Source organism: Micromonospora sp. NPDC051227, assembly GCF_044455385.1.
Lineage (GTDB): Bacteria > Actinomycetota > Actinomycetes > Mycobacteriales > Micromonosporaceae > Micromonospora.
This window is the reverse complement of the sequence record NZ_JBITET010000002.1, coordinates 231,699-244,112: the sequence shown is the minus strand read 5'-3', so window position 1 is coordinate 244,112 and position 12,414 is coordinate 231,699. Positions and strand designations below refer to the sequence as shown.

The window sequence follows — 12,414 nt, the reverse complement described above, 5'->3', positions numbered from 1 at the left end:
TCTGCCACCGGACGGGAAACTGCCACCGCCGACATCCCACGGTTTCTGAACGGCGAGCGTAAGGTGATCACATGCGCGCTGAGCGTGTGGATCATCCGATTGACCATGATCAAGCGGTGGACACGCTGCGACGGTCGTACGCCGCAGTGCCCACGGGCGAGCCTGTCCGGCTGGCCAAACGAACCTCCAACCTGTTCCGTCCCCGGTCCGCTCCCCGGACTCCGGGGCTCGACGTGAGTGGCCTGAACGGCGTGCTGTCGGTCGACCCGGCCGGCCGTACCGCCGACGTGCAGGGCATGTGCACCTACGAGGACCTGGTCGACGCGACGCTGCCGCACGGCCTGATGCCGCTTGTGGTGCCGCAGTTACGCACCATCACGCTGGGCGGCGCGGTGACCGGCCTCGGGATCGAGTCGACCTCGTTCCGCAACGGCCTGCCGCACGAGTCCGTCCAGGAGTTGGACGTGCTCACCGGCTCCGGCGAGATCATCACCGCCCGACCCGGCGGCGAGCACGCCGACCTGTTCACCGCGTTCCCCAACTCGCTGGGCAGCCTCGGGTACGCCACCCGGCTGCGCATCGAGCTGCAACCGGTCGGCCGGTACGTGTCGTTGCGCAACGTCCGGTTCACCCAACTGGAGGCGCTGACCGACGCGATCGCGGAGGTGACCGCCACCCGGTCCTGGGCCGGCGAGCCGGTGGACGCCATGGACGGGGTGATGTTCAGCCCCGGCGAGGCGTACCTCGTCTTCGCCACGTTCACCGACGCGGCCGACCCGCCCAGCGACTACACCGGTCAGGCGATCTACTACCGGTCGCTGCGCCGGCGCACCCGCGACGTGCTCACCGCGTACGACTATCTGTGGCGCTGGGACACCGACTGGTTCTGGTGCTCGTCGGCGTTCGGTGCGCAGCACCCGGTCGTGCGCAGGCTCTGGCCGGCGCGTTACCGGCGCAGCGACTTCTACCACCGACTGGTCCGGCTGGAGCACCGCCACCAGGTGGCGGCCCGGATCGACCGGCTGCGCGGGCAACCGGCCCGGGAGCGGGTCGTGCAGGACGTGGAGATCCCGCTGGACCGTACTGCCGACTTCCTGCGCTGGTTCGCCGGCGCGGTGGGAATGAACCCGGTGTGGCTGTGTCCGTTGCGACTGCGTGAGCTGGCGGGGCCCGGTTCGGCGCGGTCCTGGCCGCTATATCCGCTGCGGCCCGGGCAGGACTACGTCAACATCGGGTTCTGGGGGAGCGTGCCGATCGCGCCGGGCGCCGCCGACGGCGACGTCAACCGCACGATCGAACGCAGGGTGTCGGAGTCGGGCGGGCACAAGTCGCTCTACTCCGACGCGTACTACGACCGGGACGCCTTCGATCGCCTCTACGGCGGCGACACGTGGCGCGCGGTGAAAGACCGCTACGACCCGGACCACCGGCTGACGGGACTGTACGAAAAGGCGGTAGCACGAGCATGAGCCTGACCGACAGAGATCAGGGGGCGGCGAGCATCCCCGCCACCCCGCCGGCGGGGGGCCGGCACACGGGTCCGACCGTCGCGGATGTCGTCCGCGCGGTCACCACTGGGCCGTTGCCGGTGCGGATCACCGGGTACGACGGCAGCGCCGTCGGCCCGTCCGACGCCGGCATCACCCTGGCGATCCAATCCGAGCGAGGGCTGTCGTACCTGCTCACCGCACCCGGCGACCTGGGCATGGCCCGCGCGTACGTCAGTGGTGACCTGGCGTTGCAGGGCGTGCACCCGGGCGACCCGTACGAGGCGTTGCGGGTGCTCAAGGACGAGTTGCGGTTACGCCCACCGTCGCTGGCCGAGGGGCTGGCGCTGGTCCGTGGGCTGGGCTGGGAGCGGCTGATGCCGCCGCCGGCACCGCCGCAGGAGGCGCAGCCCCGCTGGAAGCGGGTGATGAACGGGCTGCGGCACTCGCGGGTGCGTGACAGCACGGCCATCTCGCACCACTACGACGTCTCGAACGCCTTCTACGAGAAGGTGCTCGGCCCGTCGATGACGTACACCTGCGCGGTTTTCCGGTCTCCGGACGACACGCTGGAGCAGGCCCAGGCGGCGAAGTACGACCTGGTCGCCGGCAAGCTGGCGCTGAAGAAGGGGATGCGGCTGCTGGATGTCGGGTGCGGCTGGGGTGGCATGGTGCGTCACGCCGCCCGCGAGTACGGCGTCAAGGCCCTGGGGGTGACCCTGTCGAAGGCGCAGGCGCAGTGGGCGCAGGCCGCGATCGAGCGGGAAGGGTTGACCGAGCTGGCGGAGGTGCGATACCTCGACTACCGGGACGCGCCGGCCGAGCAGTTCGACGCCATCTCCTCGATCGGGTTGACCGAGCACATCGGGGTGCGCAACTACCCGGCCTACTTCGGGTCGCTGCGCAGCCGGCTGCGGCAGGGTGGGCGACTGCTCAACCACTGCATCACCCGGGCGGACAATCGCGCGCCGCACCGCTCGGGCGCGTTCATCGACCGGTACGTCTTCCCGGACGGTGAGCTGGCCGGTCCGGGCCGGTTGATCAGTGAGGTGCACGATGCCGGGTTCGAGGTGCACCACGAGGAGAACCTGCGCCAGCACTACGCGCTGACGCTGGCCGCCTGGTGTCGCAACCTTGTCGAGCACTGGGACTACTGCGTCTCGGAGGTGGGCGCGGGCACCGCCCGGGTGTGGGGGCTCTACATGGCCGGGTCGCGGATGGCCTTCGAACGCAACGGCATCCAGCTGCACCAGGTGTTGGCCACCCACAACGGCCCGAACGGCGTGAGCGGCTACCCGCTGCGACCGGACTGGTTGCCCTGATCACCTGCTGACCGCCGCCTGAAGCCGCGTCGAAAAAAGTCGGCGCGGCTTCTCGCGAAGCGATTGACAAAGAAGTTTTGTACGTACAAACTGATTTTGCCATGAGAGATGTCCTGTACCTGGAGCAGATCGAGCAGGCCGAAGTCCTGCTCAAGCCGCAGCGCGTCGAGGTGCTGCGGCAACTGGCCGAGCCGCGCACCTGCACCGAGGTCGCGGCCCGACTCGACCAGACGCCACAGCGCGTCTACTACCACGTCAAGCAGCTCGTCGCGGCTGGCCTCGTCGAGCTGGTCAACGAACGCAAGGTCCGCGGCATCACCGAAGGCATCTACCAGGCCGCCGCCCGCTCCTACTGGCTCTCCCCGCGGCTCGTCGGCCGGATCGGCCTGCGCCGGGCTCGCGACGAGCTGAGCCTGGGCTACCTGCTCGACCTGATGGAGGAGGTCCAGGCCGACATCGCCGGCCTGGACCGGGCGGCACCCGAGCTGCCCTCGATCGGGGTCTCCGGCGAGATCCGGGTGCCGGCCGAGCAGCGCCAGCAGTTCCTGCACGACCTGCAAACCGCACTTCAGGACCTGTTCACCCGCTACGGCGGCAGCGAAGGAGATGCCTTCAAGCTGGCCGTCGCCTGCTATCCGAAAGGGAACGACAATGAGTGAGCCGATGAGGGTCCAGGCCCGTCTCTCCGCGCCCGTCGGGCGCGTCCGCCAGGCCCTGACCGACCCGGCCGAGCTGCGTCTCTGGCTGGCCGAGCACGCCGAGGTCGAGCTGCCCCAGCGGTACGAGTTCTGGGGTCGCTACACGCCCGAGGGCGACGCCCCGCACCAGCGGCTGCTGCACGCCGACGACGACACGCTGCGCTTCGGCTGGCTGCTCGACGGCGTGGAGACCACCACCGAGTTCCAGTTGACCGCCGAGGGCACCGACAGCACAGTGCTGACGCTGATCCAGAGCCACTTCGACTTCGCCGAGGCGATGAGCGGCTCCACCATCCGGGGCGTGCTCCAGACGTTCTGGGCGCTGTCCATCGCCAACCTGGCCGCCCACCTGGAGGGCAAGCCACTGCTGCCGCGCACCGACTTCACCTCCGCCGACCTGCGCGGCGAGCTGGTCATCGCCGCCCCCGCCGACAAGGTGTGGGAGTCGCTGACCGACTCCGAGCAGGCCAGCGCCTGGTTCGGCTACCCGATCGGCATCGAGCCCTGGGTCGGCGGCCGGTACGCCATGGGCGGCTTCGAGACCGGTTACGCGGCCAAGATCGTCGACCTGGAGCCCGGCCGACGGATGTCCGTCGACTGGGGGCCGACCGGCGTGACGAGCTGGGAGCTGGCCGAGTCCGGTGGCCGGACCACGCTGACCTTCGTGCAGAGCGGCTTCGACGAGGCCAACCCCCCGTACGGGGCCTGGAGCGGGTCGGTTGCCGGGCTGTTCGAGCTGCGCCGCTTCCACGAGGTGCCGAACTGGCAGCCGATCTGGCTCTCCGAGGAGATCCCCGGCCTGGAGCCCGCGCCGTCCAGCTGAAGCCTAGATCATCTCGCCTTGATCGTGCTCGATCGGGGATGTAGTGGCCTCGTTCACCCAGAAGGCCACTACATCCGGGATCGAGCACGATCTTGTGCGTGCGTGCGTGCGTGCGGGGCGGGGTCCGGGGGATCCGGCGGCGGGATCTGGTGACTTTTCGCGGTCGAGTGGGTACTGGGGGGCGATGTTCTTCATCTTTGGTCTGCGTACCAAGGTCGACCGGTCCGGTGTCGTGCAGCAGGTCTGCCGCCACTGCGGCAACCAGGCCGCGCAGGTGATCACCCGCCGCTCGACGAAATTCACCCTCTTCTTCATTCCGCTCATTCCGATCCGCACCCGGTACGCGCAGCAGTGCACGTTCTGCGGGGCGGAGTACGAGATCGCGAAGTCCGACGCCGAGCGCCTCCCGGTCGGCTGATCCGACGATGGAACGCTTCCTCTGCTGGTTGATCGGCCGACCGACGCCCTCGGCCGACGTGGCAGTGCACACCGTTGCCCGCCCGCCCTGCACCCCTGGGCGGCGCAGACGCCGCCGCGCCCGCCGTCCGTTGGCCGGTACCGCACTGCCCCGTTCACCGTGGAACCGATCCGCGGGCCGCTGACCAGAGGCGCGAGGATGCTCAGCGCGACAGAGGCCGCACCGAGCAGGGCGCCGCAGCGGGGTGCACGTTCGGCTCTGGCGGCGTTTCTGAGCGCTGGTTAGGCTTTCGGGGTTTGCCGTGGACCGGCGCCGCCGAGGGTGCACGCACGACGAAAGAGCCGGAGCGACCGTGTCCCGACAGGACGGAAAGCAGGCTGCGGGGACGCTCAACCCCGCCGGCGCGTTCGTCGCGGCTGCGGTCATCCTGCTGGAGGCGGGCTGGCTGGTCGCCGCGTTGCCCGGTGCCGCGCTGGTCAGCGACATCGGCGCGATGCTGGTCGCCGGTTGGGCGACGCTCGCGTGTCTCGGGGTGGCCCGTCGACATCCGGCGCCGCTGCGCCGGTTCTGGACGCTGCTCGCCCTCACCATGGCGCTCGCCGCGATCGGCCGGGCGATCTGGACGGTGCAGCGGCTCGTCGGCGGTGACCTGCCGCACACGCCGGTGGTCGGGGTGGTCTTCACCGCCGGCATCCTCACCGGCACTGCCGCGCTGCTCAGCTCGCCGTCCGCACCGAGGACCGCGGTCGGGCGGGCCCGTACGTTGCTGGACGGGGTGATCGTCGCCCTGGCCCTGGTGCCGATCGGTTGGGTGCTGGTCTTCCGTGGGGTCGCCGCCGCCGAGCTGGCCGACCCGGCGCGCACGCTGGGGCTGCTCTTCCCGATGTTCGACCTGATGCAGCTCACCATCCTGGTCGCGGTCTCCGGGCCGGCCCGGCCGATGTGGCGGCCGATGACCGTCCTGGCGGCGAGCCTCACCCTGCGGGTCGTCGCCGACGTCATCTACGTGTCGCTGGTCGCCCGTGCCGACTACACCGCCGGTCACCCGATCGATTTGTGCTGGCCGTTGAGCTACCTGCTGATCGGCCTGGCCACCCGGAACCCGCCGCCACCGGACTGCGACGGCACCGACGACACCGCCGAGTCGCCGCTGCCGCCCTGGTGGCGGGTGGCGCTGCCGTACCTGCCGGTGGGTGGGGCGATCATCGCGGTGGTGCTGGCCCGTCGGCCCACCGGGCAGACCCCGCAGCTGGTGTTCGTGACAATGATGGTGTTGCTGGCCGCCCTCGCCGTCCGGCAGGGGTTGGCGGCCAACGAGAACCTCCGGTTGGTGGCCCGGCTGCGCCTGCTCGCGTACGGCGACCAGCTCACCGGGCTGCCCAACCGGCTGTTGTTCAACCGGCGGCTGCGACTGGCCCTGCGCCACGGGCGGCCGGTGGCCGTGCTGCTGCTCGACCTGGACGGGTTCAAGCAGGTAAACGACCGGTTCGGGCACGCCACAGGTGACACCCTGCTGACCGGGCTCGCGGCCCGGATGCACACCGCCGTGAACGGCGACGGCACCATCGCCCGGCTCGGCGGTGACGAGTTCGCCGTGCTGGTCGACGGCGGCCGGCCGGTGTCACCCGAACGGCTCGCCGAGCGACTGCTGGACGCGTTGCGGCCCTCCGACGACGAGGAGGACGTGGGGGTGCACCCGTCGGCGAGCATCGGTATCGCCGAGTACGGCCCGCAGCACGCCTCCCACACCGACCTGCTGCGCGACGCCGACATCGCCATGTACGCGGCCAAGGCGGCCGGGAAGTCCGCGTACCGCACGTGCACAGCGGCGCTGCGCGAGTCGGCTGTCTCCCGCGCCGAGTTGATCGCCGACCTGCGCCGGGCGGTCGACGAGGACCAGCTGCACCTGGAGTTCCAACCCATCGTCGACCTGACCACCGGCGCGGTACGCAGCGCCGAGGCGTTGGTGCGCTGGCGGCACCCCCGGCTGGGGATGTTGCCACCGGCGAAGTTCCTGCCGCTGGCCGAGGAGACCGGGCTGATCCTGCCGATCGACCGGTGGGTGATCCACGAGGCGTGCCGGGCCGCCGCGACCTGGCGGGGGCGAGCGCCGGAGGCGACAGTCGCGGTGAACATCGCCGCCGCGCACCTGCGTCGGCCGGACCTGATCGCCACTGTCACCGCGGCCACCAGCGCCGCCGGGCTGGCACCACGGGCGTTGACCCTGGAGTTGACCGAGTCGGCGCTGATCGAGGGCACCGAGGCGGTGCTGGAGCGGCTGCACCAACTCCGGGAGTTGGGCATCCGGATCGCCATCGACGACTTCGGCACCGGCTACTCGTCGCTGAGCTACCTGCACCGCATCCCGGCCACCGAGCTGAAGATCGACAGGTCGTTCGTGGCCCGGCTGGGCACCGACGACCGGGCGTACGCCACTGTCGAGATGGTCACCCGCCTGGCCGGCGCGTTCGACCTGGCGGTGGTCGCCGAGGGGGTGGAGACCGAGCGTCAGCACGAGGCGGTCACCGCGATCGGCTGCCCACGCGGCCAGGGCTATCTGTACGGGCGGCCGGACGCCCCCGCCATGGTGGGCCAGAATCGGAGTTGACTCTCACGTAACGGCAGGCAGGAGCCTGGTTCCCGGAAGGGAGGGGGACCATGGCGTACACGGTGGGTCAGGTCGCGAAGGTGGCCGGCGTGACGGTGCGGACGCTGCACCACTACGACGAGATCGGGTTGCTCTCGCCCAGCGGGCGCACCTCGGCCGGTTACCGCCGCTACGACGACGCGGACCTGCAACGGCTGCAACTCGTCCTGTACTACCGGGAGCTTGGTTTCCCGCTTGAGGAGATCACCGCGATCATCGACGACCCGGCGGCCGATCCGGCCGCGCACCTGCGCCGGCAGCATGAACTGCTGACGGTACGGCTCAAGCGGTTGCAGGAGATGGTCACGGCGATCGAGTTCGCGATGGAGGCGAGCAAGATGAACATCCAACTCACGCCGGAGGAGCGGTTCGAGGTCTTCGGTGACTTCGATCCAGAGGAGCACCAGGCCGAGGCGGAGCAGCGCTGGGGTGACACCGACGCGTACCGGGAGTCGAACCGGCGGGTCGCCCGTTACACGAAGGACGACTGGCTGCGGAACAAGGCGGAGAACGAGGACTGGGGTCGGCGGATCGTCGCACTGATGGCTTCGGGCGCACCGGCGGACAGCCCGGAGGCGATGGACCTGGCCGAGGAGCACCGGCAGCTCATCAGCCGCTGGTTCTACGAGTGCTCGTACGAGATGCAGACCGGGTTGGCCGACATGTACCTGGCCGACGAGCGGTTCACCGCGCACTACGAGAACATCGCGCCGGGGCTGGCCGCCTATCTGCACGAGGCGATCCACGCCAACGCGATCAGCCGGGCGTGACGAGGGGTGGTCCGGCTAGTCTGGCCGGACCGCACCGCCCGGGGGAGATGACAGTGCAGAAACCGAAGCTGATCGCCGCTGGTGTCATCCTCGCCGTGGCCGTCGCCGCCGGGGTGTGGGCGCTGGTGGCCACCGGGGACGAACCCGATGAGGGTCGCCCGGCGGCGTCGGCGGGCTCGACCGACCCGGTCGGCGTGCTCAGGGCCGCCGCCGGGAAGGTCGACCAGCAGACCTACAAGCTGGCGTTGAGCAGCGGCGGGACGACGGGCGGGGACGGCACGCTGGTCCTCTGGGACCCAAAGGCGAAGCGTGGTCTGGAGACCACCTCCCTGAAGGTGCCCACCGGCGAGGTGAAGATCGAACGGCTGACCACCGGACCGGACGTCTACGTGCGGATCAGCGCCCCGGACCGGCGCGTTCCGGTCTGGGACGGCAAGACCTGGTGGCATGTCGGCGCTCCGGGTTCACCCCCCGCCCAGCAGGGCCTGGACAACACCAGGTTGGCCAGCACGCTCAGCACGGCGACCGCCGTCCGGCAGACCGGTGCGCGGGAGTACGCGGGCACACTGGACCTGCGCCAGAGCGGCGCGGTGCTGGGCGACGGGGTCGGCGGTGTGCTCGGTGACCGGGCCGCTGCGGTGCCGTTCACCGCTGCCGTCGACGAGCAGGGTCGGCTGGTCCGCTACCGCATCGAGTTGGCCAGCGAGCAGTCGGACGTCGCCCAGCTCGACCTGACGTACTCGGACTTCGGGCTGCGGGTGTCGGCGGACCCGCCGGCGGCCGACCTGGTGGGCGAGGACCCGCCGGCGAACATCCCCGGCGCCTGAGGTCGGCTCACTCCTCGACCGCTCCCTCGACCGGGGTGACCAGGAAGTCGTAGACGGTGCGGGCCATCCGCCGGACGGTCTCGTCGCCGGTGACCATGGGCCCGGCGGTGAGGAACGCGACGGCGGTCTCGGTGCCGGGGATCAGGTAGTAGCCGACATCGTGTGAGGCGTCCGGCAGGTCACCGGTCTTGTGGGCCACCGGCACGCCGGGTGGCAACGCCGCCGGGATCTTGGTGTTCAGGGTCTGCTCCCGCATGAACCCGATCATCAGGTCCCGGGACGCGGGGTTGAGGATCTCGCCGTCCCAGACCGCGCCGAGCAGTGAAACGACGTCGTCCGGGCTGGTGTAGTTCTCCTCGCCGCGTTGCGCGGCCGCGCTGTCCAACATCCGGCGGGCCAGGATGGTGGAGCGCTGGTTCATCGAGTCGATCAACGCGTTGACCGGGGCGAACCCACCCAGGTAGGTGATCAGCACGTTCGCGGCCACGTTGTCGCTGTATTTGATCAGGTACTGGGCGAGCCGGTGCACTGTGACCACCTGCGGGAACGTCTCAAACTGCAGTTGACCGGTGCCGCCGACTACGTCCTGGGGGGTGACCAGCACCCCGTCGTCGAGGAAGACCTGTCCACAGTCGACCCGACGCAGCAGCTCGACGAGGATCCACAGCTTGATGACGCTGGCCGCCTTGGGGCGCAGCGATCCGTTGACGGCGATCTGCTGGTCGCCGTATCGGCCGGACAGGTCGCGGACGGTGACCCCGGCCGGGTTGAGGCTCGCGTCGGCGACCACCCGGGCGAGCTGCCCGCTGAGCGGGAACAGCCGGGCCCCGGCTGCCGGGTCGGTGGGTGGCTGCGGGCTGGTGACCACCACGCCGGTCAGCGTCGTCGGCGGGCGGTGCCGTTGGATCACCTCCAGGGTGCCCTCGCTGCGCCCGACCAGCGGCACCCGGTAGCGGTAGGCGGTGCCTCCGACGACGACCGCGCCGCTGGCCACCCCGGCCGCGACCCGCATGGTCGGGTCGGCGACCCGGCCGGTGTCGCCGTCGCAGGCGCGGTAGCGCACGGTGCGCCCGAGCGAGTCCACAGCGAACACCCCGCCGGGAAACGACAGCCAGGACACCTCGCTGGTCGGCGGGCGCTCCGGCGTCGGGTCCACCCCGGGTTCGTGGCTCTCCGCGACGGGCGCGCGGCCCGGGCCGTCCGCGGTGGCCGGCCCGGTCGTCGCGAGCACCGCGAGCGCGATCGCCGCCGACAGTACCTTCAGGGGTACGCGGGCAGAGTTCCCCAGCAGGGAAGATGAGCGCCTCTTGTCGCTTTTTCTCACGTTTGCACGATATGAAGCGCTGGGGGCCGGTGAGGCCGGCGGGACCGGTGTCACCCGTCTGGGCGGCGATGTCCTAACGAGCGTGATGACACAGAGACATCATGCTGCCTCACAGGCATCATGCTCATCAGCAACCCCGATCCCTGGAGGTCCAACTTGTTGATCATCGCAGGCAGCTTGCGTGTCGAACCGGGCACCCGCGAGGCGTACCTGTCCGACTGCGAACAGGTCATCGCGCGGGCGCGCGCCACCGCCGGCTGCCTCGACTTCCTGCTGGCGGCCGACCCGTTGGAGCCCGGCCGGATCCACGTCTACGAACGCTGGGAGTCCGCCGAGCAGTTGGCCGCGTTCCGTGGTTCCGGGCCGGACGACGCGCAGGAAGTGGCCATCCTCGACGCCGACGTGCAGCGCTACCTGATCGCCGGCGTCGAAGCGCCCTGACCCCGGCGCGAGCCGGCACCGCTCACGCCTGCGGTTCGGGGCCGGTGGGCAGGCCGGGTGCCATCCGACGGATCGAGGCGAAGGTGGGCGTGAGGGCCTCGTACAGCTCGGCGAAGAGCGGCAGCAGTGCCGCGTAGGTGGCGGCGGCGGCCGGGTCCGGGCGGACCGTCTCCTCGATGCGCACCAGGTCGGCGGCGACATCGATGCTGGGGATCAGCCCGAGCGCCTCCATGCCGAGCAGCGCCGCCCCGAAGCTCGACCCCTCGTGCGCGGACGGGAAGCTCACCGGCAGGCCGAGTGCGTCGGCCAGCATCTGCCGCCACAGGCCGCTGCGGGCGAAGCCGCCACCGGCCCGGACCTCCCGAACCTCGTTGCCGGCCGCGCGCACCGAGCTGAGCACCAGCGCGAGCTGTTGGCAGACGCCCTCCAACGCGGCCCGCACCAGATGCTCACGGCGGTGCGCGTGGGTCAACCCCACGTACGCGCCACGCGGAAGGGCGCTCCAGTTCGGTGCCCGTTCGCTGTGCAGGTACGGCAGCATGATGAGCCCGCCCGAGCCGACCGGCGCGCGGGCCGCCAGGGCGACCAGGTCCTCCTCGGAGTGCTCGCCCAGGTCCGGGGCGAGCGCCGCGCCGGCCCACTTGAGCACGATGCCGCCGTTGTTGATCGCGCCACCGACCGCCCAGCGATGCTCGGTCAGCGCGTAGCAGAACACCCCGCCGAGCGGGTCCACGCCGGGCCGCTCGACCATCACCCGCATCGCGCCACTGGTGCCGATCGAGCAGGCCACCATGCCGGGGTGCACCGCGCCCAGGCCCAGGTTCGCCAGCGGTCCGTCGCCGGCGCCGACGACCACCGGGGTGCGCTCCGACAGGCCGGTCTCGGCGGCGGCCTGCGGGGTCAGGTTGGGCAGCACGGCGGTGGTGGCGACGAGTTGCGGGAGCTGCTCCGGGGTGATGCCGGCGATGGTCAGCGCCTCCCGGTCCCACTCCAGCTTGTGGATGTCGAGCAGACCGGTGGCCGAGGCGATCGAGTGGTCGGTGACCAGCGTGCCGCAGAGCCGCAGCAGCACCCAGTCCTTGATGCCCACCCAGTGCGCCACCCGCTCGAAGATCTTCGGCTCCTGCTCGGCGAACCAGAGCAACTTGGGCAGCGGCGACATCGGATGCATCGGCGTGCCGGTGCGCCGGTGCAGGGCCAGCCCCGACGGCACCGCCCGCAACCGCTCGGCCTGCCGGGTGGACCGCGAGTCTGCCCAGGTCACCGATGGGGTGAGCGGATTGCCGTCCCGGTCCAACCCGATCAGGCTGTGCATGGCGGAGCCGAACGACAGCCCCGACACCGGCTGGACCAGCTCGGCCACGACGATGCTGATCGACTTGAGCACCGCGTCGAGGATGAGCTGCGGGTCCTGCTCGGCGTAGCCGGGTTGCGGGTTGTCCAGCGGGTAGCCGACCAGGTGACTGCCGAGCTGCCGCCCGTCGGTGTCGTACGCGACGGCCTTCGTGCTGGTGGTGCCGATGTCGACACCGATCACGACCCCGGGCAGCGTGACCTGCGGCACGACCGCCACCCCCCTCGGAAACATGAACGTCGGCACCAGTATCCCCCTATCGTGCTGGTTGCTCCGCCGATCGGGTAGTTCGCCCGTTTCCGC

General features: G+C 70.7%; 11 protein-coding genes. 9 read left to right on the top strand and 2 right to left on the bottom strand.

The features are described 5' to 3' along the window. The first annotated feature begins 71 nt into the window (after nucleotides 1–71). From ACIA47_RS05300 to ACIA47_RS05265, 8 genes are all read left to right on the top strand, one after another. Nucleotides 72–1,469, top strand: a complete 1,398-nt coding sequence (locus tag ACIA47_RS05300; protein WP_396705698.1) for an FAD-binding oxidoreductase — start codon at nucleotides 72–74, stop codon at nucleotides 1,467–1,469. Next, complete coding sequence (locus tag ACIA47_RS05295; protein WP_203121561.1) at nucleotides 1,466–2,809, top strand: class I SAM-dependent methyltransferase; 1,344 nt, start codon at nucleotides 1,466–1,468, stop codon at nucleotides 2,807–2,809. Before ACIA47_RS05300 ends, ACIA47_RS05295 begins: the two co-directional genes overlap by 4 nt. Before the next feature lie 101 nt (nucleotides 2,810–2,910). Then, on the top strand, nucleotides 2,911–3,468 hold the full coding sequence (locus ACIA47_RS05290; RefSeq protein ID WP_030490876.1) for a helix-turn-helix domain-containing protein: 558 nt from the start codon (nucleotides 2,911–2,913) through the stop codon (nucleotides 3,466–3,468). Continuing rightward, nucleotides 3,461–4,330, top strand: a complete 870-nt coding sequence (locus tag ACIA47_RS05285) for an SRPBCC family protein (RefSeq protein WP_396705695.1) — start codon at nucleotides 3,461–3,463, stop codon at nucleotides 4,328–4,330. Before ACIA47_RS05290 ends, ACIA47_RS05285 begins: the two co-directional genes overlap by 8 nt. A gap of 184 nt (nucleotides 4,331–4,514) precedes the next feature. Further along, entirely contained in the window at nucleotides 4,515–4,748 is a 234-nt protein-coding gene (locus ACIA47_RS05280) for a zinc-ribbon domain-containing protein (RefSeq protein WP_091393870.1), read from the top strand. Nucleotides 4,749–5,100: 352 nt separating this feature from the next. After that, a complete protein-coding gene (locus ACIA47_RS05275) occupies nucleotides 5,101–7,356 on the top strand; it encodes a putative bifunctional diguanylate cyclase/phosphodiesterase (protein ID WP_396705692.1) in 2,256 nt (751 codons plus the stop codon). A 50-nt stretch (nucleotides 7,357–7,406) separates the two neighbouring features. After that, complete coding sequence (locus ACIA47_RS05270; RefSeq protein WP_396705690.1) at nucleotides 7,407–8,165, top strand: MerR family transcriptional regulator; 759 nt, start codon at nucleotides 7,407–7,409, stop codon at nucleotides 8,163–8,165. Between the two features lie 53 nt (nucleotides 8,166–8,218). Beyond that, nucleotides 8,219–8,992, top strand: coding sequence for a hypothetical protein (locus ACIA47_RS05265; RefSeq protein WP_396705688.1), 774 nt, complete (start codon nucleotides 8,219–8,221; stop codon nucleotides 8,990–8,992). Nucleotides 8,993–8,999: 7 nt separating this feature from the next. On the opposite strand, the gene ACIA47_RS05260 is transcribed toward ACIA47_RS05265, so the two are convergent. Continuing rightward, complete coding sequence (locus ACIA47_RS05260) at nucleotides 9,000–10,316, bottom strand: serine hydrolase (protein WP_396705686.1); 1,317 nt, start codon at nucleotides 10,314–10,316, stop codon at nucleotides 9,000–9,002. 120 nt (nucleotides 10,317–10,436) lie between these two features. Here ACIA47_RS05260 and ACIA47_RS05255 point away from each other — a divergent pair, with 120 nt between their 5' ends. Further along, nucleotides 10,437–10,757, top strand: a complete 321-nt coding sequence (locus ACIA47_RS05255) for a putative quinol monooxygenase (RefSeq protein WP_396705684.1) — start codon at nucleotides 10,437–10,439, stop codon at nucleotides 10,755–10,757. Nucleotides 10,758–10,779: 22 nt separating this feature from the next. Here ACIA47_RS05255 and ACIA47_RS05250 read toward each other — a convergent pair whose 3' ends face one another. Next, a complete protein-coding gene (locus ACIA47_RS05250; RefSeq protein ID WP_203122028.1) occupies nucleotides 10,780–12,321 on the bottom strand; it encodes a gluconokinase in 1,542 nt (513 codons plus the stop codon). Between the last annotated feature and the right edge of the window lie 93 nt (nucleotides 12,322–12,414).

Excerpts from the sequence above, each read along its gene's own strand:
- ACIA47_RS05280 (WP_091393870.1), top strand. The coding sequence starts at position 4,515 with ATGTTCTTCATCTTTGGTCTGCGTACCAAGGTCGACCGGTCCGGTGTC.
- ACIA47_RS05290 (WP_030490876.1), top strand. The coding sequence starts at position 2,911 with ATGAGAGATGTCCTGTACCTGGAGCAGATCGAGCAGGCCGAAGTCCTG.
- ACIA47_RS05285 (WP_396705695.1), top strand. The coding sequence starts at position 3,461 with ATGAGTGAGCCGATGAGGGTCCAGGCCCGTCTCTCCGCGCCCGTCGGG.
- ACIA47_RS05300 (WP_396705698.1), top strand. The coding sequence starts at position 72 with ATGCGCGCTGAGCGTGTGGATCATCCGATTGACCATGATCAAGCGGTG.
- ACIA47_RS05255 (WP_396705684.1), top strand. The coding sequence starts at position 10,437 with ATGCTCATCAGCAACCCCGATCCCTGGAGGTCCAACTTGTTGATCATC.
- ACIA47_RS05270 (WP_396705690.1), top strand. The coding sequence starts at position 7,407 with ATGGCGTACACGGTGGGTCAGGTCGCGAAGGTGGCCGGCGTGACGGTG.
- ACIA47_RS05295 (WP_203121561.1), top strand. The coding sequence starts at position 1,466 with ATGAGCCTGACCGACAGAGATCAGGGGGCGGCGAGCATCCCCGCCACC.